The 20,303-nt window shown below is 37.4% G+C and carries 19 protein-coding genes; 7 read left to right on the top strand and 12 right to left on the bottom strand.

Going from position 1 to position 20,303, the window contains the following annotated elements:
- Window positions 1-3: 3 nt before the first annotated feature.
- Genes E2L03_RS05645 through E2L03_RS05630 form a run of 4 tightly spaced genes read right to left on the bottom strand, consistent with a single transcriptional unit; the run spans window position 4 to window position 3,065 of the window.
- Window positions 4-699 carry an ATP-binding cassette domain-containing protein gene (locus tag E2L03_RS05645; protein ID WP_038482786.1) on the bottom strand — a complete coding sequence of 232 codons (696 nt, stop codon included), beginning with the start codon at window positions 697-699 and terminating at the stop codon, window positions 4-6.
- Window positions 686-1,072 carry a GntR family transcriptional regulator gene (locus tag E2L03_RS05640; protein ID WP_038482784.1) on the bottom strand — a complete coding sequence of 129 codons (387 nt, stop codon included), beginning with the start codon at window positions 1,070-1,072 and terminating at the stop codon, window positions 686-688. The genes E2L03_RS05645 and E2L03_RS05640 overlap by 14 nt, the downstream gene beginning before the upstream one ends.
- Window positions 1,073-1,089: 17 nt before the next feature.
- The gene (locus E2L03_RS05635; protein ID WP_166740194.1) at window positions 1,090-2,193 is read right to left on the bottom strand and encodes a hypothetical protein; all 1,104 of its coding nucleotides are present in this window, start codon (window positions 2,191-2,193) and stop codon (window positions 1,090-1,092) included.
- 47 nt (window positions 2,194-2,240) lie between these two features.
- Window positions 2,241-3,065 (bottom strand): hypothetical protein, encoded by an 825-nt coding sequence (locus E2L03_RS05630; protein WP_038482778.1) that lies wholly within the window; start codon window positions 3,063-3,065, stop codon window positions 2,241-2,243.
- A gap of 311 nt (window positions 3,066-3,376) precedes the next feature.
- On the opposite strand from E2L03_RS05630, the gene E2L03_RS05625 reads away from it, so the two are divergent.
- A complete protein-coding gene (locus tag E2L03_RS05625) occupies window positions 3,377-4,210 on the top strand; it encodes an NYN domain-containing protein (RefSeq protein ID WP_038482775.1) in 834 nt (277 codons plus the stop codon).
- Between the two features lie 476 nt (window positions 4,211-4,686).
- On the opposite strand, the gene E2L03_RS05620 is transcribed toward E2L03_RS05625, so the two are convergent.
- The 8 genes from E2L03_RS05620 to E2L03_RS05585 form a co-directional block, all read right to left on the bottom strand.
- Window positions 4,687-5,439, bottom strand: coding sequence for an SDR family oxidoreductase (locus E2L03_RS05620; protein ID WP_134258689.1), 753 nt, complete (start codon window positions 5,437-5,439; stop codon window positions 4,687-4,689).
- A 153-nt stretch (window positions 5,440-5,592) separates the two neighbouring features.
- Entirely contained in the window at window positions 5,593-6,885 is a 1,293-nt protein-coding gene (locus E2L03_RS05615; RefSeq protein ID WP_095150624.1) for a glycoside hydrolase family 18 protein, read from the bottom strand.
- Between the two features lie 123 nt (window positions 6,886-7,008).
- Complete coding sequence (locus tag E2L03_RS05610; protein ID WP_038482763.1) at window positions 7,009-7,200, bottom strand: SE1832 family protein; 192 nt, start codon at window positions 7,198-7,200, stop codon at window positions 7,009-7,011.
- Between the two features lie 42 nt (window positions 7,201-7,242).
- Window positions 7,243-7,866, bottom strand: a complete 624-nt coding sequence (locus E2L03_RS05605) for a hypothetical protein (RefSeq protein WP_055736468.1) — start codon at window positions 7,864-7,866, stop codon at window positions 7,243-7,245.
- Window positions 7,867-7,981: 115 nt separating this feature from the next.
- Window positions 7,982-8,965: a class 1b ribonucleoside-diphosphate reductase subunit beta gene (gene nrdF, locus E2L03_RS05600; protein ID WP_134258688.1), complete on the bottom strand. Its 984-nt coding sequence runs from the start codon at window positions 8,963-8,965 to the stop codon at window positions 7,982-7,984.
- A gap of 37 nt (window positions 8,966-9,002) precedes the next feature.
- Complete coding sequence (gene nrdE, locus E2L03_RS05595; protein ID WP_134258687.1) at window positions 9,003-11,147, bottom strand: class 1b ribonucleoside-diphosphate reductase subunit alpha; 2,145 nt, start codon at window positions 11,145-11,147, stop codon at window positions 9,003-9,005.
- The gene (gene nrdI, locus E2L03_RS05590; RefSeq protein WP_038482752.1) at window positions 11,068-11,460 is read right to left on the bottom strand and encodes a class Ib ribonucleoside-diphosphate reductase assembly flavoprotein NrdI; all 393 of its coding nucleotides are present in this window, start codon (window positions 11,458-11,460) and stop codon (window positions 11,068-11,070) included. The genes nrdE and nrdI overlap by 80 nt, the downstream gene beginning before the upstream one ends.
- Before the next feature lie 259 nt (window positions 11,461-11,719).
- Window positions 11,720-12,499, bottom strand: a complete 780-nt coding sequence (locus E2L03_RS05585; RefSeq protein WP_134258686.1) for an SGNH/GDSL hydrolase family protein — start codon at window positions 12,497-12,499, stop codon at window positions 11,720-11,722.
- 129 nt (window positions 12,500-12,628) lie between these two features.
- Between E2L03_RS05585 and E2L03_RS05580 the strand changes: the two genes are divergently transcribed.
- From E2L03_RS05580 to E2L03_RS05555, 6 genes are all read left to right on the top strand, one after another.
- The gene (locus tag E2L03_RS05580; protein ID WP_134258685.1) at window positions 12,629-13,654 is read left to right on the top strand and encodes a glycosyltransferase family 2 protein; all 1,026 of its coding nucleotides are present in this window, start codon (window positions 12,629-12,631) and stop codon (window positions 13,652-13,654) included.
- A 160-nt stretch (window positions 13,655-13,814) separates the two neighbouring features.
- Window positions 13,815-15,191, top strand: a complete 1,377-nt coding sequence (locus E2L03_RS05575; RefSeq protein ID WP_038482743.1) for a sugar transferase — start codon at window positions 13,815-13,817, stop codon at window positions 15,189-15,191.
- A gap of 80 nt (window positions 15,192-15,271) precedes the next feature.
- Window positions 15,272-16,441: a CDP-glycerol glycerophosphotransferase family protein gene (locus E2L03_RS05570; RefSeq protein WP_243839504.1), complete on the top strand. Its 1,170-nt coding sequence runs from the start codon at window positions 15,272-15,274 to the stop codon at window positions 16,439-16,441.
- A 3-nt stretch (window positions 16,442-16,444) separates the two neighbouring features.
- Complete coding sequence (locus E2L03_RS05565; RefSeq protein ID WP_134258683.1) at window positions 16,445-17,209, top strand: CDP-alcohol phosphatidyltransferase family protein; 765 nt, start codon at window positions 16,445-16,447, stop codon at window positions 17,207-17,209.
- Window positions 17,210-17,312: 103 nt separating this feature from the next.
- On the top strand, window positions 17,313-17,702 hold the full coding sequence (tagD, locus tag E2L03_RS05560; protein ID WP_134258682.1) for a glycerol-3-phosphate cytidylyltransferase: 390 nt from the start codon (window positions 17,313-17,315) through the stop codon (window positions 17,700-17,702).
- Window positions 17,703-17,776: 74 nt separating this feature from the next.
- The gene (locus tag E2L03_RS05555) at window positions 17,777-20,296 is read left to right on the top strand and encodes a glycosyltransferase (RefSeq protein ID WP_166740192.1); all 2,520 of its coding nucleotides are present in this window, start codon (window positions 17,777-17,779) and stop codon (window positions 20,294-20,296) included.
- The last annotated feature ends 7 nt before the right edge of the window (window positions 20,297-20,303 follow it).

Raw genomic sequence — 20,303 nt, 5'->3', positions numbered from 1 at the left:
CCTCTAGCCATGGTTTACATAGATTTCCCTCATCGCATCTTCAATCGATTTGCCTTCTTCAAAGCGTAAATCCTCTGTATAGAACTCTTTCGCTACTGTCCCATCCTTTAATAATATGGCCTTATCAATTAGATGTTCAATATCACGTATTTCGTGAGTCGTTACTAAGATGCCTTTGTCTTCAAGAAACCCACTTGAAAAGAGCGAAGCGATTTCTTCTCGACTAAAAATGTCAATTCCAGAGAAAGGCTCATCCATTAAAATGTAATGGGCGTCTACGGATAAACCGAGAACGAGATTGACTTTTGCAACATTTCCTTTTGATAAATGACTAAGCTTTTGAAGCTGATCAAGTTTAAAAAATGTAAGTAGGTCGCTACATCGCGCATCATTCCAATTTGGATAAAAGTCTTTCATAAAGTCAATGGCTTCTTGGATGGAAAAACTAGGTGCCATAGGAAGTACATCTGGAATAAAGACAATGTCACGATACTGTTGTGCTCGTAGCGGCTCACCGTTTATTGTAACCTTGCCACTGTTAACAGGCGTTAAGTGCGCAATCGCTTTTAGTAACGTTGTTTTTCCTACTCCGTTAATGCCGATTAAACAGGTAATTTCTCCTTTTTCAGCAGTGAAACTAACTTGATCAAAAATCACCTTACGACCAAATGATTTGGAGAGCTTATCAACGCGAATCATAGGATGTGCCTCCGTCTTCATAACGCTTCCGAATGATTGAAATGAGCTCATCAACAGAGACATTAATTGTCTTCATCGAATCAAGAAAGAGGTCGACGGATTCGTGAATCAGCTCCGCTCGTATTTGATTTAGAACCTGTTGATCTTGCGTAATACGACTTGGTTTATTCCGTTCCGTTTCAATCAATTGTTGTTCCTCCATTTCTTTATAAGCACGTTGGGCGGTGTTCGGATTAATCTTTAACGTTGAGCCAAGCTCGCGACGAGAGGGGATCTCTTGGCCAGCAACTAAATGACCGAGTGCAATTTGTTCTTTAAAATGTCGAATGACTTGAATGTAGACGGGTTCACGGTTGTTAAACAATATGTTCATGTCTTTTTCGGTCCCCCTTATTCTTCTAACTGCATAGATGTAATCTGAACAATTCCATGCTCTTTTTCAATTGGTAGTTTTGCTGATAGTAATGAATTGTTATCCGAAACATGAAAGAGTTCTAATTGATATTCTGATCCATCTTCCTGACGAAGCAACGCAAGCTGATGGTTCTGATAAGCAAAGGTACTTGTAAGACGCAAAGCAGGTAAATCTAATTCAAGCAGTTCTTCAGAAACGATGCCATCATCATTTAATGCGACGGTTAGTAAATGTCCTTTCGAATTTCGTTTTTCTAAAAGGTGAAAACCGTCAGGTGAAGGCGTAATCAATGTATCTTGATAGGTTTGACTTGTCTCAAGTGTAAAGAGGTTTTGTGATTGAAAGTGATAAATGCTGTATCCCATTCTTCCGTCTGAACGCTTATGGATGTAAATGGCTATAGGCTGATCTGGATGGAATGTAACAGTATGAGGTTCATATGTATATAGGAAATCCTCAAATTCTGCTCCTAGTCCCTCGATAAATTGTGGACCCACTATGGTATCTGAATGAACCACTGTATTTGTTGCTAAATCAATTTCGTATGCATTAAGAAAGCCTTCTTCTTCTAGGTACGTATAGTCTCCAGCTAAAAGAAGGAGTCGATCTCCTTGAATGATGCCATTAAGGTTTGAAAAGTAAAGTTGATCAATAGGGATAAATAGTGGTTCTTTTTCTTTCCCTAGTTTTTCCTTAGAATGAATCGTTAGAAATTGTTTGTACCCATCATCGTAGGAATCCTTTGATCCAACAGCAACCAAGTAGTCCTCGCTTTCTAGTACAAGGTTTCGTTCCATAGGTGGAAGCCTGAAAAATCTTCGATCCTCGTGTAAAATGTGTTCAGCTTGCGCGCTATAGCCCATGTGGCCATCAAGTGATTGATGAATAGGGCTATAAGTAATTGAATCAGATTCTTTTTGGAATAGGTATGAACGAGAAGAATCTCCTATTCCATAGCCTTCAAATGAAAGCTGGTCTAGAAAATGGCGATCCCCCTCAACAAGCTCCCATTCAAGAGGATGCTGAACAAATCGTTTTTCATATGCGTTAACGGTAAAAACCGTTATGAATGTAGCCATAATAAAAAACAGAAAGAAACTAAGAAAAAAATACCGTCTCTGCCTCATTAAACCGTCACCTTTCGTTGTAAGAGATAGATACATAACAGACTAGAAAGAATGCTTGTGGCTACTAATGTGCAGCCGAATACAAGATAGACTTCTCTTTCAAACAAATGGAATTTCATTGATGTATAGGTACCAAGTCCATTTATTCCCACTGCTAAAGCCATATAAGCTGCACCAATAAACCATCCTTTTATCCGAAACGATCGTTCAATGACGATAGCAGTAAATAATACGGTTAAGAACGTGAGGCCAGTTCCATACATTAACAAAAAGGCTTTAAATGAAAGAGGTAAAATAACCGGATAGACTTGTGCAAATGTAGCAATTGATGAAAGTGCAAGTCCGTTGTTTTGTAAAAATTCGCTAGGTACAGTTAAGTGAACGAGTCCAATTCCACCAAGAATAATAAGATATTGAAGTGCAATCATACCTAAGACAAGACTGAAAATCGTACCTAATTTTGAAAAGTAAAGAGCCGATCGGTGAATAGGGAGTGTTAAAAGTCGCTGTGCCATCGGATATTTCCCAACCCAATCTCTGTACCAAATGAAGCAGCTATAAAGCAACAGAGCAGCAATGGACACCATGATAGAAGCAATGGTAGGGAAGCTGTGAAAGACATGGATAAAGGATATTCCATCTTGCTGGGCAATTTGATAGTATGTACGGCCACTTTCTCTTGCCAGTTCTTTATACATCTCCGCATAGGTATAGGAGCCGTACCATATAGAGAACAATTGAACGCAGGTAACAGCTATTACCAAAGCAAGGTAGAGCTTCCAAATGCGTTTGTACTCAAACATCATAAGCTTAATAATCGACATAACAAGCCTCCTGTATGTATTATCTAGTTCATACACTTTATGTGTGTATTATATGATTCATACAGTTGGATGTCAAATCAATTTCCTGTTTTTTTACACTTTTTTCTTGTATTTAATGAGAAGAGGGCTGTCATATTGCCCAATGTAAAATTACGAAATTCGTGTAGGCAACAATTCATTTTTGTCGTACACTAAGGATATTCTTAAAGAATTTGAGCATATACGTGATAAGCCATGTGCCTCATGGAAATGAATAGGAGGAAGACCGTCAATTGAGGGCAACGTACGATCGTTCATAGGCGGTTGATAGAATGAGTAGAGGACAGATAGAAAGTGCATTTCATACAGGAGATCACGACAACATTGCGATTTTTGTTGATTATGATAATGTCTATTGGACATTAATGAATCGCTATAATCATAATCCAAATCATGAGAGTGAAGAAAAAAATCTATTCAATTCTTTATGGGAACGTTATGGTCAGGATCAAGTGCGGACGTTTCGAGCGTATGCAGATTTTCAACGAATCCGATCTAGCTTAACGGATTTGCAGAAACAACGCGTTCAAATTCGCCATGTGTATTCAAATGATAAAGAGGGGGATTCTCGAAAGAATTCTTCTGATATTGAGCTTTGTATAGATGCAATCGAAATGACGTATAAAGATGAAAATATTTCGTGCTATGTATTTGTTACCGCAGATAGTGACATGGTACCGATTATGAGCCGTTTAATGTACAAAGGAAAGCGAGTCGAGCTCTATTATTTATCGGAAGCTGCACCAAAGCATACAGATATAACAAATTACTCTCATTATAGTGAGGATTTAAGAGAATTTTTACAGTTAGAAGTGAAAGAATATCATTTAGAATCTTATAAAGTAGATGCTTTACGGTTTATTGAAGAGTGGGAAGCAAGGTTCGGAACGGAAAACGAACTGTACCTTGGCGCACCGTGGTTGCGCAATCAATTTTCGGTTAAATTCGGGATGCCAGCTAATTCTGCAAGTGAACTGATTGATTTATTAAAAATAGAAAAGTTAATTGGGTCGGAAAATAAAGAGCTGAAAAACGGAGATGTCAAGCCAAGTATTGCGTTAACAGAAGAAGGACGCAATTGGTTAGCGCCCTTAACGAAAATGTAATGATCGTATGATATGTTTGTCGAATCTTAAGGGTTGACTTGTAGATAAGTCTCTCATATTATAGGGATAGACAAATGATTCGTTACAATTCGATAAAACATTTATGCGTTAGACAAATTCGTTAGGAGAGGCAGGGATATACCCTGTCTCTTTTTGTATGCGTTAGAACCTGTCTTCTATTTTTCTCTTCCCCGTTTATATGTTATTCAAACACCGATCTAAAAATTTTTTTGGTTCATAAAAAACAAGCTCCGCATATAGTAGAAAGAAAAAAAGGACATTCACATGCATAGCTGTCCATTTTTTCGTCAAAACTAAAATAAAAACGTATCCAAATGAGGGATGACCTATGTACGGAACTCGTTTTTTAGTTGGCTTGTTTTGGGGCGTGTTATTAAGCATTCCCATGTGGTTCATTATTATTGTGACCCTTTTGTTTATACTCCGATAAAACAGATAGATGCACAAAATGGCGTTTATACTAATGTTTGTGCAGCGTCTATGACAATTTCAGTACCACTAATATGTTTTGCTTCTGGAGATGAAAGAAAATAGACGGTATTAGCCACTTCACTTGGATCTGCTGCAGGTACAGGAAAAGGGCTTGTTTCTTTTTTAAATGTAAGGTTCTCTAAAGCAGCGTCATCACGATATGTCCGTTCATCAATACTCGTATTAATAGCTCCAGGACATAGTGTATTTACTCGGATGTGATAAGAAGAAAGTTCTAGTGCAGCCATTTTTCCAAAAGCAGCAATTCCTGCTTTAGAAGCGCTGTAGGCGCTCATTCCGATATTGGAAAAGGTTCTTGTTCCATTCACGGAACTTGTTAAAATAATACTGCCTCCGTGGTTTTTCATAAAAGGAATGGCATGTTTCACGGTTAAAAACGTACCTCGTAAGTTCGTTTGAATTGTTTGGTCCCACTCATCAGGATGAAATGCTTCAATGGAAGTTACTTTCCCATTTATACCGGCATTTGCAAATAATGTTGAAATGGACGAGGTATAAGTACGGATAGATGAAAAAATACGCTCCATCTCCTTATGATTTGACACATCTCCTTTGTATACAAGAATAGTGCGGTGGGGGTTTGCTTGTTTAAGTTCATTCAACTGTTCTTCATTTGTGTCGATTAGAGCTACTGGTACATGATGATGAATAAAGATATCTGCTGTAGCCCGACCGATTCCAGAAGCTGCACCTGTAATAACGGCAAAATGTTTCATGTCTATTCACCTCGTTTCCTTTATTCGCATGTAGTTCCCTGTTTTCACTTTTTTAAACAGAAAAAAAGAGTGATGAAAGCGCAACAACTACACATTCATCACGTACATAATGTCCCAGCCTGTAACAGACAAGAGCCTCTTACATTGTGAAACTTAGCTACGCTTAGTAATAGTAAATTGATCATTTAATAGTAGCCAGTTTTGGGGGAAAGACAGCCCTAATTTCCAATAGCTAATACCGCGCAAGTCCTTTTCACGAATAAGGTTAAATTTAGCATTGATGGAGCGAGCATCTTCAAACCAAACCTCATGAGTGGCACCATCTTCATCTACATAAAAGTAATAAGGAGCCTGTGCGTTTTCATCGTATTGAATTACGGCATTGTTTTCACGTGCATTGGTAATGGCTTGTTGTGGGCTTACAGCACGCGCATACTCACCACCTGGTTCATAGGGCAATGTCCAATCATAACCGTACAAATTTTGCCCGAGCATTATTTTTTCAGACGGCATCTCAGACAGAGCATAATTGACAACATCGGTAACGGGGCCAATGGGTGAAACAGCGAGGGGAGGTCCGCCTGAGTAACCCCATTCATATGTCATTAATACAACGAAATCAACAATGGTGCCATGTGCACTGTAATCATGGGCTTCATACCATTGACCAGTTTGGGTTGCGCTTGTTTTCGGTGCAAGTGCAGTGGAAACGAGTAACCCTTGTGGATGCAATCGTTCAACTGCTTTTCGTAAAAATTGATTATATGGCTCGCGCATAGTGGCTGGAAGAAATTCGAAATCGAAATGTACGTCTGAAAAACGTCCGACACGATTTGCTTCAGCAATGATGGAGTTCAACAAAGCATCTTGGAGGGATTCATTCTCTAGCACAGTTTGACCGAGATCGCCACTAAAGGCGCCATCTTCTAAATTTGTAATGACCATCATTAAGGATGCTCCCGCTTCACCGGCTATGTCAGGCAGAGAACCAAGGTTCAAATCGCTTAGGCTGCCATCTCGTTGAATTTGATAGCTAAAAGGTGCTAAGTACGTAAGAGAGGCTACAACACTTTGAGCAGCCATTATGAGGTTCTCGCTGAGTACGTTATTAATCGGCTCAATATAGGCGTTCGTCTCGATCGGGCTTTTTGGTGCAGGGGGAAAGTAAAGGCGTTGACCAGGATAAAGGTCTTGGTTAAGGTTAAGCTGATTTAATTGAACAATCTCTTGAACAGGCAGACCATAACGATAAGAAAGGAGAGTGAGTGTGTCCCCTGGCTGAACGAAGTAGTAGCGACCGTTTATCGGAATAACGAGTGCCTGCCCAACAACGAGCTCATTAGGTGCATCTAACTCATTGGCGGTAATAAGCGCTTCAGCTGTGGTATTGTACGCTTGTGAAATGCCGTAAAGTGATTCTCCTTGTTGCACAACATGAATTTGCATGATTTATCACCTCTGTAAGTACTCGTAATGGTTTAAAGATATGCGTGAAAGGTATAAAAAAGAAGAGAGTGAAGGGAAGCCCAAAAAAAAGCCTGTCGATTTTTTCGACAGGCTTGGTACAATTTAGTCTTCGATTCGTGCTTCACGGAGCTGATGTCTAACGTTAGCAATTTCTTTTTCGAGAGCGTCTAACTGTTCAACGGCTTTAGTTACATTACCGCCAATTGTTTCTATTTTTTCGACGTCTCCTTGGATACGAATAAAATCACTCTTTAGTTCTGCAAGCTCACTTTCTAATTGTTGAACGGTTTTCATTCGTTTCACTCCTTAGAATGGACTAAAGAAAAAAGAAGGGAATTACCCCTTTTTTAAAATCTCAATAACGAATTGTGACCATGTTTCAAGGCGGCCGAATGTCTCTTCTTCGCTAAGTTGGTCAACTGTCAGCCACATACCTGCAAGTTGATTGGTTTCTTTTACTGTAACGGTTGCTTCTTCCGCTAGGTCCAATACAGACAAAATACCAATATGAACACGTCCGACATCATTTTCATCATCGTTAATAAGTCCAATGGTTTTCATACCTTTTATATGTGTAGGATCGAATTGAAGTTCTTCATGTAGTTCTCTTTCTGTATTCGCCTCAAGCATATCTTTAAAATCTGAAGACGATGTAGCGTTCATATGACCACCAAACCCAATGGATAACTTTTGATGTAGTCTCGCTTCGCCGCCACCTTTTAACCGTTCATATGCGTAAATAGCTGATCCTTTACGAATGACGACATATGGGATTGGTTGCTTGTATAACTCGTCTTCCTCTGCGTTTCCTCGTCTCATCTCGCTAAAATGGCGATTAATCCGATTCATAATGGTCGCAACTTGCTCATGGTTGCTAACAACGCCTTGAAATGCAAGAGACTCATCATGGAAAACGTGTTTACGTGGTGCAACAACAATCATTTCATCCATCTTGCCCATCATAGTACCTCCTTGTCAAAAAACGATTAACTTCTACATTATCTTACACTGTATCTTAAGACGCAAGAAGAAAAAAGAGCAAGATGATCCTGCTCTTTTTTCTTTAATCCGTACATTATGATGTTTGGTCGGCAAAAAAGAAATCATCGTCTCGTAATGGTTCAACAGTTGCTTTTTTATAACCGTTTCCTTTCATTGAGAAGAAATCATGTGATTTTGTCTTTGTATTTAAACCGTTCAAAACGATTGGGTTAATTTCTTCATCTTCAAAGTAAGGATCAAATCCAAGGTTCATCAGCGCTTTGTTCGCGTTGTAACGAATAAACTTCTTCACATCGTGTGACAAGCCAACTGGATCATACAATTCTTCTGTGTAGGCAAGCTCATTCTTGTAAAGTTCTTTTAAGAGATCAATTGAAAACTCTTTTAACCCTGTTTGCGTATCTAGTGTTTGTTTATTGAAAATTTCTTGTGCCAGTAAGCCGACGTATACGCCATGAATAGCCTCGTCACGGAGAATCAAATTAATAATTTCTCCACTTTGCATAAGCTTACCTTGTCCATAGAAATAAAGCGGGTAATAAAATCCACTGTAAAACAAGAAACTTTCCAAGTAAACCGATGCGACCATCGCTTTAAATAGTGAGATGTCATCTCCTGTTTGAATCGCTTTATAGAGAGAAACAATCGTATCTGCTTTTTTCTGCAAACGTGGATTTTCTTTTACCCATTCAAATACATCATTAATTTGCTCGGTTGTGGCAAGAGTCATAAAGATGTTTGAATAGGATTTTGCATGAACAGCATTTTCCATCATCGCCATGAAATTAAGAACCGCTTTTCGCTGATGGCCGTTCACATGTTCAGCAACAATAGGCATTCCTGTATTGCCTTGCTCCGTATCAAGTAAGGTTAGCCCAGCTAACACTTTCATATACGTATCCTTTTCGTTAGCAGATAAGTACTTCCATGTAAGAAGGTCGCCATTTAAAGCGACTTCTTCAGGAAGCCAAAACTGTTTAACGTTTTGGTTATAAAACATTTGTGTAAAATCATCTTCGTGCTTTGACCAATTTGCTGCGTCGTAAACGTGTGTCATAGGGTGCGCTCCTTTTTGATGTTAGACGATATAAGCTTTAAACGACACAAGATAGGCAGTCATCTTGGCCTGTATCTTTCGTTCGTGCATAGTAAATCGTTTTAACTCCTTTATGGTGTGCATAGAGATCAATTCGGTTTAGATCTCTTGTTGTCATGGTGTCTTTTAAGAATAATGTAAAGCTAATGCCTTGATCGATATGCTGCTGAATAGTCCCAATCATATCGACGACTTTAAACATGTCCATGTCATATGCTTCTTTAAAGAAGAACCAGTTATTGGCTGTTAAGCCTGGCATTGGATAGTACGTTTTTGAGTTTCCATATGTTCGTTCTTCAATACGCTCCATAATGGGCATAACACTTGCCGTAGCTGACTGGACATAAGAAATGGAACCAGTAGGTGCAATAGCCAATCGATAGCTGTGGAAAAGACCATGCTCTTGAACAAAAGCTTGTAGTTCTTTCCAGTCGTCTATTGTAGGAATGTGCATACCTTCAAATAGAGTAGCGACTTTGTTGTATTGAGGTGTGAAGTTTGTCGTAAGATAAGGCGTAAAATAGTCTCCTGTAGCGTACGTACTCTCATCGTAACGATAATACGTTTCGCCACGATCACGGGCAATCTCTGCTGAACGTTTGATGGAATAAAAGTTCATTGCCATAAAGAATGTGTTAGCAAAGTCACGTGCTTCAGGACTTTCATAAGCGATATGCTGTTCAGCAAGATAACCATGAAGGTTCATTGCACCAAGGCCGATAGATTTCATCTTCTCATTGGCATGGCGAACTGCTGGTGCATTTGTAATATTGGTTGATTCGGATACTCTTGTAAGGGCATCTGTTGCTAGCGAAACGGTTTGTTCAAGTGAACGATTTTTCATTACGTTCATTATGTTAATAGAACCTAGGTTACAAGAAATGTCTAATCCGATGTCATCTTCTTGATCATAATCATTATACGTTGAAACTTGTGAAGCTTGTAGAATTTCTGAGCAAAGGTTCGAGAATTTCACATTGCTAATATGGTTGTTTGCATGGGCTTTGTTCACATTATCTGCAAACATAATGTACGGGTACCCAGACTCGGAGCGAAGAATCGCAAGCTTTTGAAACAAGCGTCTAGGGTTAATTTTTTCTTTACGCACCCTTGGGTCATCTACTAATGTCTCATACATATCTTCCATATTCATTTCATCTAAGTGCTCACCATACGCCTTGTAGACCGTATGAGGATAGAAAAGGTACGCATCTTTATCTTCACGCATAAGTTCGATAAATTTGTCTGGAATGACAACGCCAATAGATAATGTTTTTACACGAACATCTTCATCAGCAGAAATCTTTCGTGTATCAAGGAAATCATTAATATCAGCATGGAAAATGTTTAAATAAGCCGCACCAGAACCTTGACGTTGTCCCATTTGATCTGCATAACGAAAGGCATTATCCAACAGTTTCATAACGCCAACAACCCCTTTAGTAGCGTTGGCAACGTCTTTAATCGCTTCACCTTTTGCACGTAACTTAGAGAGGTTTAACGCAACCCCCCCGCCAAGCTTAGATAGTTGCATGGAAATATCAACGGCACGACTAATATCGTTTAACGAGTCATTGACTTCCAGTAAGAAACAAGAGACAAGCTCTCCACGTCGTTTTCTACCTGCATTTAAAAAGGTCGGTGTTGCTGGTTGGAACTCTTGTGAGATCATGGCTTTCACAAGGTCTTTTGCTTTATTAACGTCGCCTTTACCAAAGAAAAGCGCGACGATAGCAACGCGATCTTCGTACCGCTCAAGGATTTTTGTTTTGTCATTCGTTTTTAATGCGTAATCGTTATAAAATTTGAATGCTGACATAAAAGAAGGAAAGCGAAACTTTTTATTGTAAGCAACATTCATGACTTCTTTTATTTCATCCATTGTATATAAGTCTAAAAGCTCTTCCTCATAGTAATCGTTTTTTACCAGGTACTCCATTTTCTCTTCTAAGTCATGGAAGAAGACCGTATTTTGATTCACATAATCGACAAAATAACTATGTACAGCCTCTTTATCTTTTTCAAATTGATACGAGCCGTCTTTTGCGATCATGAGCTCATTGTTAAGCTGAACCCACTTTGGTACTGAGTTTTGCGTTAGTGTTGTCAATAGAATGAACCTCCTGTATAAAGTGTGCAACATCTGTTGCTGTGCCACTTAATTCAAATTTATGAAGAATTGGTACGTGATACATCGTTGCAATTAAGTCTGCACTCCTTGCAAAACGATCGCCCCAAATGCGATTTCCACTTGCTGCAACAGCTACTAGCCATCTATGGTTGCTTTCTAGAAACTGGCGTGTTCTAGGAGACAAGTCACCAAATCCCGTCGTATATGTGAGAAGAACATAGGGCTCGTCCACACATGACGACTCAGTAATTTGTTCACATTCGAATGGTAATTTTTCAGTAAATCGCTTCACATTACCAGTTCTAGAATCGAAAAGTATCTTCATTAGTGAACATCTCCAATATAAATGATCTATATCTTTAATACCACATATGGTAGACGATAAACATAAATAAATCAACATATTGATTTTATCCCCAGCCTGTGGGAAAGTGAGAAAAACACGGTTGTTTCAACTCTTTCTTTGTGGATAAGCGTAATTTAACGTTTTTTCGACAAAGAAAAAACGCCCTACTTTTTGTAGAACGCTGTCCATTATAACGGAAATATTTTTGTTTAACATGCAAAAAAAGAAACACATAAGCTTATGAATCGATAAAAAATTCTAGAAATGCCTCTGACCAAATTTCATGACCCTCATCATTAGGACGTAGATTTTGAGTAACGGATTCTAGCCCTTCGCCTGTAGGCCACGCTCCCCAATGATCAACATATGTACCTGGAAGTGTAGACGCTTGTTCATCAAGCACGTTTTTTCTTTCTAAATAGTGTAAGGCATTAGGAAAAGGGTTTGAAGGAACGACAATGATTTCAGTATCGGGTAACTCGCTTTCCATATGCGTTAGAAAAAGAGAAAGATTATCAAAGGATTCTTGTTCAGTAAATGGTAAGTAATACTGGTTATCGTTTAGTGAGAACGATTCAATTATAAGAACGGTAGGATCCGCTGCGGTAATGTCCCTTGCTGTATCGGCAATCAGAGAAGAAGAGACTGTTTCCCCTGAATAAGTTAATACTTCGTAATCAATGGTTGTAGTGTCAATCGCATGAGCGGTTTCCTCCATAACAAGGTTTGGCCATCCGTGATCACTTTCAGTACTCGTAAACGACGAAGATCCGACAAAAACCACTTTTTGACTAAGAGAAGGATCATTGTCTATGTGGCTTCCTAGCCAACCTAAAGAAACGGTTTCGTCTACGACTGATTCATCCTCTATTTCTTCGCTTGGCTTGGTTTCTTCAACAGGAATGGATGATGTAGCTTCATCGGCAATCTCTGCAATTTGCTGTTGATCATACATATAGCTTAAAATAATTCCTGTTATACTAAACAGAATAACAAGAGGGAAACCTATTTTTTTCAACATCATTACGCCCTTTCTTGACAATTATCTACAATCTATTATAGTCATGGTTGGCGAACATAGAAAGAGTTTATTTGATCCAAAGAATGTCATTGTCACCATCACGAAGCCGATTAATAAGGAGAAGACATGTCTACGAATAAAACAATCTTATTAAGTGTGTTACTCGTTATACGAAATGAAGAACGGTATATTGCGACGTTAATGGAAAACTTGTTAAAGCAAGAGAAAAATGGATTTGATTTTGAAATAATCGTTGTTGACGGTCGCTCTACGGACCGTACATTGGAAATAATTCAAGGGTTTGTTGAGCAAGGGCACCGAATACGTCTATTCGATAACCCGAAAAAAACACTACCAATCGGTTGGAATATTGGAATTAAAGGTGCTAGTGGGTCGTATATTTTGAGAATTGATGGCCACACAACTGTTCCAAGTGATTTCTTGCAGCGCTATGTCAACTGTATAAAGCGGCAGCCCAGTGCTGATGTAGTTGGAGGGATTATCCAATCTCGTGGTCTAGGGAAACAAGGGAAGATTAATGAATATGTCTATTCACATCCATTTGGAGTAGGGAATTCAAAATTCCGAACACTTGAAGGGAAGGAATGGGAAGGTTTTGTAGATACTGTACCGTATGGGGCTTATAAACGAGCCGTTTTTACTGACGTAGGTTTGTTTGATGAGCGATTAAAACGAAACGAAGATATTGAATTTCATAAACGGATGCGAGATGCAGGCAAGACTTTTTTCTTATCTACTAGTATCCAATCAACCTATTTTGTAAGACCGACAGTAAAAGGGTTGATTGAAAAATCTCTCGGTGACGGCAAATGGAACATCATTGCGAATGCAGCAACACCTGGAGCCCTAGGGTTGCGTCACCGAATTCCTTTGCTGGCGTTTTTAGCTGGTTTAATCTTACTGATTGCCTCGTTTTTAAGTACAAGTGCACTCATCTTGTTTAGTATTGTTGTTCTCGTATACGCGATTCTTAATTTAACCGTGTCGTATCCATGTGCAAAAGAAAACGGAATGGGCGCTTGGCTTCCATGTGCAGCAACTTTTTTCGTGCTCCATTTCGTACGAGGCTATGCATCATTTCAAGCGTTTTTCTCCCGTAGCTATTGGCGTATAAGACGTACAAATACGTGAGAATTCATAAATGATTGGAATGGTTTAGTTATGAAAGAATATGTGAAGAAAACAATCTGTATGGTATTTTATCAAACCTCTTTTTGATAAAAGACATTCGATCACACTTATGCTAAAATGAACCTTAGTTTAAAATTCTATGAAACTAGGAGTTAAGACGATGCCAAATATGATTCCAAACCGAGCGACACGCGCGCTTACAATGGTCGTCGATTTAGTATTAATTGTATTATCATATGGTCTTGCCTTTCTTCTTTTTAATGAGCAAATGACACCTAAGAACTATGACGCGTTTTTAGGGATTTTACCTTGGATTATTGTGATTAGCATCCTTTTTTTGGGTATTTATGAGCTTGATCGTTTAGTTCAATACGATGTATGGGATATTGTTAGGAAATTAGCTATAGCGGTAACGTTCATTTTGTTAATTACGATGACGGTTTCCTTCTTTTTCCGTGAGTTCGCCATGCCACGTTCAGTTCTATTATCCGCACATGGCATTGCCTTTATTGCTTTATTAGTATGGAAATCGGCTTTCACGAAATATAGCCAGCTATCGAGAAAAGGCAAAGTAATGTTTATCGGAACAGAAAAAGAATTTGAAGAAATGGAAGATAGCTTAGCCTCTTTCCTTTCAAAGAGTAGCTATGTTAGATGGTACGATAAAAAAGAGTCGCTAGCCCAACTGCGCACACAAATTAACCAATTTAACGTCGTCTTCATTGGTTCAGAGTTAGAAGAAGAAAAGAAAGATCGTTTAATGTTCCATGCGATGAAAAACAAAAAGCTCGTCTATGTTGTTCCTAAAGTGAATGACATGCTGCTTATGAACACATCTGTGACAACAATGGATGACACGATGGTGATGCAAGTTAGACCATTTACGCTTTCATTAACACAGCTCCTCATTAAACGAGGGGTTGACATTGCTGCTGCTGTAGCAATGATTGTGGCTACATTACCTGTAATGGTTGTTACGGCAATTGGGATTAAGATTGAAGATCGTGGACCCGTATTTTTTAAACAAGAACGGGTTGGCAAAAACCATAAGCCGTTTAACATTTTAAAATTCCGTTCCATGGTCATTGATGCCGAATCAAAAACTGGCCCTGTACTAGCAAAAGCAAATGATGACCGGATTACGAAAATGGGTAAATTCATTCGTAAAACAAGAATTGATGAATTACCGCAGTTGATTAATGTATTGAAAGGAGACATGTCTCTTGTCGGACCACGACCAGAGCGTGAATTCTTTACGAAACAGTTTCAACGTGAAAATAAATGGTTTAATTATCGCCATGCTGTAAAACCAGGAATTACTGGCTATGCGCAAGTAATGGGTAAATATACAACAGACGCGGATAAAAAACTAAAATTTGATTTACACTATATCCGAAATTATTCTTTCTGGTTAGACTTAACCATCTTAATGAAGACCATACTCGTGGTGATTAATAAGGCGAAATCAGAAGGAGAAACGAATTCAACAAAAAATAAAAAGGTCTCTTATTTCACAAAGAAACAACAGAGCCATTAAAGAAATGGGATTCCCCACATTACACACGGTATGTGGGGAATCTGTATGTAACGGAAAGGGTTTTATTTATGTTAAAGCAGATGAAGCGGTTAAAAATCGTTCGACGGTTGACACGACTTTTTTTTCAAGCATCGGCCACATTACCAGTGAAAAAGAAACAAGTAATGTTTGAAAGCTATTCTGGCAAACAATATAGCTGCAATCCGCGAGCTATATATGAGTACTTGAAAGCGGAAGAAACAGATTATGAACTCATTTGGAGTGTAAACAGAGACTATGTGAAAGAGTTTCAAGAAAGAAACATTCCTTATATAAAGCGATTAAGCTTACGCTGGTTTTTCGAGTTGGCTCGTTCACGTTATTGGGTCACCAACAGTCGTATGCCGAACTGGCTAAACAAGCCATCTCACACGATTTATTTGCAAACTTGGCATGGCACTCCGCTAAAAAAGCTTGCTGCTGACATGGAGGATGTCCGAATGCCTGGTACCAATCGTGAACAGTATGTCAGAAATTTTCATGAAGAAACGGCAAACTGGGACTATTTAATTTCACCAAACCCTTACTCAACAGAGATCTTTAAAAGAGCGTTTCAATTTCATAAAGAAATGCTCGAAACAGGTTACCCACGAAATGATCAACTGGTTAATGGAAATACAGAACAAACAATTGTGAGGATAAAAAAAGAACTTGAGATTCCCCTTGATAAAAAAGTAATTTTATATGCACCAACGTGGCGAGACCATCATAATGCAGGACCAGGATCGTATCATTTTGATCTAAAGCTGGATCTGGAACGTTGCAAAGAGCAATTAGGGGATGACTATGTCGTTTTAATGCGTTTGCATTCCTTTATAACGAAAGCACCAGATTTTAGCGAGCATAATGGCTTTGTATTTGATGTCACAAAGAATCAAGACATTAATGAGCTTTATTTAATATCAGATCTTCTCGTTACTGATTACTCTTCCGTATTTTTTGATTTTGCTATATTAAAACGACCAATTATTTTTTTCACATACGATTTAGAAGAGTATCGAGACGATATTAGAGGATTTTATTTTTCTTTAGAGAAACACGCTCCAGGGCCAATTGTAAAAACAACAGATGAATGTATACAGGCAATTGAACGGGCGTTTAAAGAGAACGATGAAAGAAAATATGAAGCATTTTACAATAAATTTTGTTTGTTGGATGATGGAAAAGCAACAAGTCGTGTCGTGCAGAACGTTTTTAAGGCAGGGGAGTAAAAGATGAAACACGAAATGATTGCTTCAACCTGGTTTGATACAAAACGTATTAGAGAGCTACGCGAACAATCACAATCGTATAGTGCGAAAGAAGACTTATGGTCGTGGTATGTACTAAGAAGAATATCAATCTTTGTAACCATTCTTTTCATAAAGCTAAAGTTAACCCCCAATGCCATTAGTTGGCTGAGTGCACTATTTGTTGTTTCCTCAGGCGGCTGGCTAATACAAGCAACGCCATTAGGATTTATAATGGCATTTGTTTTTTATAACCTTGGTTATTTATTTGATTGTGTAGACGGAGAAGTGGCAAGGCTTACGAAGAACACATCGAAAAAGGGGTATTTTATTGATTTATTAATCCAGGGCGCTACGCTACCTGTGTTCTTGTCCATACCACTAGGGCTTCTTGTTATAAATGGATCGCTCCAATTAAAAGGCTTAGAGCTTATTGGATTGTATAGCGTGATCTTATTCATTATTATGGCTCTTTTTGTACCAATTGCATATCAACTAACGCGCAGTTCAGCGCAAGATGAGCGTGATCCAGTTAATAAAATTCGCACGAAATCCGTTGTATTTGAGTTTGCTGGTGTCTTATTAGGATTACCTGGTTTTTTTGCAACACTATTGCTTGTAACCCTTGTATCTGGTTTTCAGACTGTATTATGGCAAGAGTGGTACATGATTTTATTTCTATTTGTTTTTATTTTAAAAGTGATCGCTCGCTTTTTTATAACCGTTAAGAGTTTTCCTAAAGAACCATGATATTACAAGTTGAGAGAACGCATTCTATGTTATAATGTGCCTATTGTAAACTACACAAATGAAAAGAATCATATAGACAGAATTTTGATAGGAGGAGATCACATTGAAAAAAGTCATTACGTATGGAACATTTGATTTATTACACTGGGGTCATATTAACTTACTACAACGCGCAAAAGATTTAGGTGATTATTTAATTGTTGCGATATCTTCTGATGAATTTAATGCATTAAAAGAAAAAGAAGCGTATCATAGCTTTGAAAACCGTAAAATGATATTAGAGGCAATTCGTTATGTGGATGAAGTCATTGCTGAAGATAATTGGGAACAAAAAGTGACTGACGTACAAGCACATGATGTAGATGTTTTCGTAATGGGCGATGACTGGGAAGGTAAATTCGACTTTTTAAAAGAGTATTGTGAAGTTGTTTATCTTCCTCGCACAGAAGGCATTTCAACGACAAAAATTAAAACCGAATTGCTACAAAACTAACTTAACATGCGAAAACCTGCCTTCGTTTAGAGAGTGGGTTTTTTAAAGTAGTAATAATGGAGGCGACGAGAATTTTGGCTACAAAGAGAAAGGTATTAAAAAGAAGACTAAAGTTTTTAACTTCCCCTATTGTTGAATATGTGAAAAAAGATCGTTCTAGAGTTAGGACCTCATATACGGACTTCTTAAATCGACTAGATATAGAGGAAAATACGATTCTGTATGAAGCCTATCATGGCAAGAGTATAACAGGAAATGCTTATGCTATTTTCAAAAAAATTAGTGAAGACGCTGAGTTTAATCACTTTAAGCATGTATGGGTAATTAATGATACTGAAAATAAAATAATGACTACACTAAAAAATACATCTAAAAACGTTGAATTTGTTTCAGTGGATAGTAAAGGGTATTTAAAATATCTAGCGACAGCCAAATATTTAATAAATGATACTTCTTTTCCATATTATTTTGTTAAACGTAAAGAACAGATATATATTAATACGTGGCATGGTACGCCCTTAAAAACACTTGGAATAGATATAAAACAACGATCATTTGCGGGGCACAAAAATATTCAAAGAAATTTATTACACACAGATTATTTAGTTAGCCCAAATGAGTTCACGTACAAAAAATTACTAAAGTCACATGATATTTATGAAATCTTTTCCGGAGTTGTAGCTGACATCGGATATCCTAGGGTTGATTTAACATTGGAGCAGGATTCTATGCAAGTTAAGGAATCATTGGGAATTGAAAAACATAAAAAAGTAGTCTTATACGCACCTACATGGAGAGGTACTGTAGGGAAGGAGGAAGATACTACCGTTTCCTTATTGGATGAAGTAAAAATGGTTCAAGATACTTTAGGCGAATCTTATCATGTTTTGCTTAAATCTCACTACTTCACATATCAATATTTTGTGAAAAATGGATTAGAAAATTTATGCGTTCCAGATGATTTTGATTCTAACATGTTATTAGCTGCAGTTGACATTTTAATAACAGATTACTCAAGTATATTTTTTGAATTGTTACCTCTACAAAAATCGGTAATCTTTTACATGCATGATTTTGATCAGTATGATTCAGAGAGAGGCTTTTATATACCTACAGATGAATTGCCTGGTCCAGTCGCCTATACAAGACAAGAATTATTGAGTTTAGTAAAGCAACACGAAAATCTGAAAGAGAAATATCAAAACAACTATAATGCTTTTACTGACAAATATTGTTATAATGATGATGGTCAAGCTACGCAAAGGCTTATTGACATAGTATTTAAAGGAAAATCCAGCGATAAACTGATACGGACAGAAAGCCCAAAAGAAAAATTGCTTTTTTATGGTGGAGGTTTTTATAACAACGGAATAACAGTCTCTTTAACAAATTTATTTGATTACATTGATTATGACAAGTATGAAGTAATACTTATCGATAATGATAATGCGCATAGAGATAAGTGGAGAAATATGGAAAAGTTAAACAAGAATGTGCATATCTTGTTTAGACCAGGCGCCTTTAATCGAACAATTAAAGAAACATATTGGCATGAACTAGTTATGAGGAGAGGTGCCCACACTGAATTTGTAAGGAAAAATATTCAGGTTAGTGCTTATCAAAGAGAATTTAAAAGAGTTATAGGTAATACAAATATTGATGTTGCAATTGATTTTGGTGGGTATAATAAGTTTTGGACACTTATCTTTGCTTTCGCAGATGTTAAGAAAAAATGTATCTTCCTACACAACGATATGATGGAAGAGTACAATAAGAAAATTGATGGTAAATATAAACACAAACATAATTTGAAAGTGATATTTTCTTTATATCAATATTTCGATAAAATTGTAAGTGTAGCAAAATCTACAAATGATCAAAATAAAGTTTCTTTAAAGGATTATGTTAAAGATGTAGAGAAAAAAATGGTTTATGTCGATAATGTAATACATTCAGATAGAATCAATCAACAAAAAAATGAAAAAGAAATTATTGAGAGAAATGGGCTTGAATACTTAATTCTTAAAGATAATCAAGAGACTAATAATGAATTACTTGATATTTATGGAGTTCTTAAACCAGACCATAAAAATGTTAATTTTATTAATGTAGGCAGATTATCCCCTGAAAAAGGACAAAAAGAGTTATTACATGCATTCGCTAAAGTTAATAAGAAGTATGCTAATACAAGGTTATATATTGTTGGCGAAGGACCTTTACGTAAAGATTTGATGCTGTTAATTAAGGAACTACAATTAGAACATGTTGTTATCCTTACAGGGCAATTAAGTAACCCATTTGTACTATTAAATAACTGTGATTGTTTTGTATTATCTTCCCAATATGAAGGACAGGGTCTCGTTTTAATGGAAGCAATGGTAGTTGGAAAGCCTGTAATTGGTACTGATGTAACTGGAGTACGAAGTGTATTAGAAGGTGGATATGGAAAGCTTGTAAAGTATGACATAGACAATATCGCATTTGGTTTAGAAGAATTTATTTTGGAAGGAATAGAATCAAGAAGGTTTGATTACGATTTATATAATAATCAGGCGCTAGAATTATTTTATAAGGAAGTTACACTTAATTCCTAAATTGATT

This window comes from Shouchella oshimensis, from assembly GCF_004375095.1.
Classification (GTDB): Bacteria; Bacillota; Bacilli; order Bacillales; family Bacillaceae_D; genus Shouchella; species Shouchella oshimensis.
This window is presented reverse-complemented; position numbering and strand designations above follow the sequence as displayed.

Excerpts from the sequence above, each read along its gene's own strand:
- E2L03_RS05645 (WP_038482786.1), bottom strand. The coding sequence starts at position 699 with ATGATTCGCGTTGATAAGCTCTCCAAATCATTTGGTCGTAAGGTGATT.
- E2L03_RS05640 (WP_038482784.1), bottom strand. The coding sequence starts at position 1,072 with ATGAACATATTGTTTAACAACCGTGAACCCGTCTACATTCAAGTCATT.
- E2L03_RS05635 (WP_166740194.1), bottom strand. The coding sequence starts at position 2,193 with ATGGCTACATTCATAACGGTTTTTACCGTTAACGCATATGAAAAACGA.
- E2L03_RS05630 (WP_038482778.1), bottom strand. The coding sequence starts at position 3,065 with ATGTCGATTATTAAGCTTATGATGTTTGAGTACAAACGCATTTGGAAG.
- E2L03_RS05625 (WP_038482775.1), top strand. The coding sequence starts at position 3,377 with ATGAGTAGAGGACAGATAGAAAGTGCATTTCATACAGGAGATCACGAC.
- E2L03_RS05620 (WP_134258689.1), bottom strand. The coding sequence starts at position 5,439 with ATGAAACATTTTGCCGTTATTACAGGTGCAGCTTCTGGAATCGGTCGG.
- E2L03_RS05615 (WP_095150624.1), bottom strand. The coding sequence starts at position 6,885 with ATGCAAATTCATGTTGTGCAACAAGGAGAATCACTTTACGGCATTTCA.
- E2L03_RS05610 (WP_038482763.1), bottom strand. The coding sequence starts at position 7,200 with ATGAAAACCGTTCAACAATTAGAAAGTGAGCTTGCAGAACTAAAGAGT.
- E2L03_RS05605 (WP_055736468.1), bottom strand. The coding sequence starts at position 7,866 with ATGGGCAAGATGGATGAAATGATTGTTGTTGCACCACGTAAACACGTT.
- nrdF (WP_134258688.1), bottom strand. The coding sequence starts at position 8,965 with ATGACACACGTTTACGACGCAGCAAATTGGTCAAAGCACGAAGATGAT.
- nrdE (WP_134258687.1), bottom strand. The coding sequence starts at position 11,147 with ATGTTGCACACTTTATACAGGAGGTTCATTCTATTGACAACACTAACG.
- nrdI (WP_038482752.1), bottom strand. The coding sequence starts at position 11,460 with ATGAAGATACTTTTCGATTCTAGAACTGGTAATGTGAAGCGATTTACT.
- E2L03_RS05580 (WP_134258685.1), top strand. The coding sequence starts at position 12,629 with ATGTCTACGAATAAAACAATCTTATTAAGTGTGTTACTCGTTATACGA.
- E2L03_RS05575 (WP_038482743.1), top strand. The coding sequence starts at position 13,815 with ATGCCAAATATGATTCCAAACCGAGCGACACGCGCGCTTACAATGGTC.
- E2L03_RS05570 (WP_243839504.1), top strand. The coding sequence starts at position 15,272 with ATGAAGCGGTTAAAAATCGTTCGACGGTTGACACGACTTTTTTTTCAA.
- E2L03_RS05565 (WP_134258683.1), top strand. The coding sequence starts at position 16,445 with ATGAAACACGAAATGATTGCTTCAACCTGGTTTGATACAAAACGTATT.